At 57.1% G+C, this 685-nt stretch carries 1 protein-coding gene; it reads left to right on the top strand.

The window, feature by feature from the left end; all coding sequences use genetic code 11:
* The coding region (locus HMPREF1627_RS02015) for an FtsW/RodA/SpoVE family cell cycle protein (protein WP_034500718.1) at positions 1-685 on the top strand (685 nt) is incomplete at both ends.

Below are 685 nucleotides of genomic sequence, written 5' to 3'. Positions count from 1 at the left end.
AGAACCTCCCACCAGAATCGCAATACCCGATTGTCGGTATGAAACAGCTGATTTTCGTAGCCGTGGGGCTACTGGCCGGTGCAGTTGTACTCATCCTCGTACACAACCATCGAAACCTGCGCCGCTACACCTACATCGCCATGTTCGTGTCCATCGTTCTACTCATCCTGCCCCTCATTCCCGGGCTTGGACAAGAACATTTCGGTGCGCGCATCTGGATTTACCTCGGACCGTTCTCCGTCCAACCTGCCGAGTTCGTAAAAATCACCCTCGCCATCTTCTTCGCTGGATATCTCGTCACCAACCGCGACATGCTCACCGTTGGGGGTAAAAAGTTCCTCGGTATCCGCCTGCCTCGCGCACGCGACCTCGGCCCCATCCTGCTCACATGGCTGGTAGCAATCCTCGTGCTCGTCTTGCAGCGTGACCTCGGCACTTCGCTACTATTCTTCGGCCTGTTCATCGCCATGATCTACGTAGCCACCGCTCGCGTTTCCTGGCTAATCATCGGCGCGGCACTATTCGCACCAGCCGCCTACTTCGCAATCCAAGCCTTCCCCCACGTTGGGCGGCGCATCACTATCTGGCTACACGCGTACGACAACGACATTTACAACGCCATCGGCGGTTCTCACCAGGTAGTGCAAGGCCAGTTTGGCATGGCGTCAGGCGGATTGTTCGGCAC

It is taken from the genome of Actinomyces sp. S6-Spd3, assembly GCF_000758755.1.
Classification (GTDB): Bacteria; Actinomycetota; Actinomycetes; order Actinomycetales; family Actinomycetaceae; genus Pauljensenia.
The sequence above is the reverse complement of the archived record's forward strand: the minus strand, read 5'-3'. Positions and strand labels throughout refer to the sequence as shown.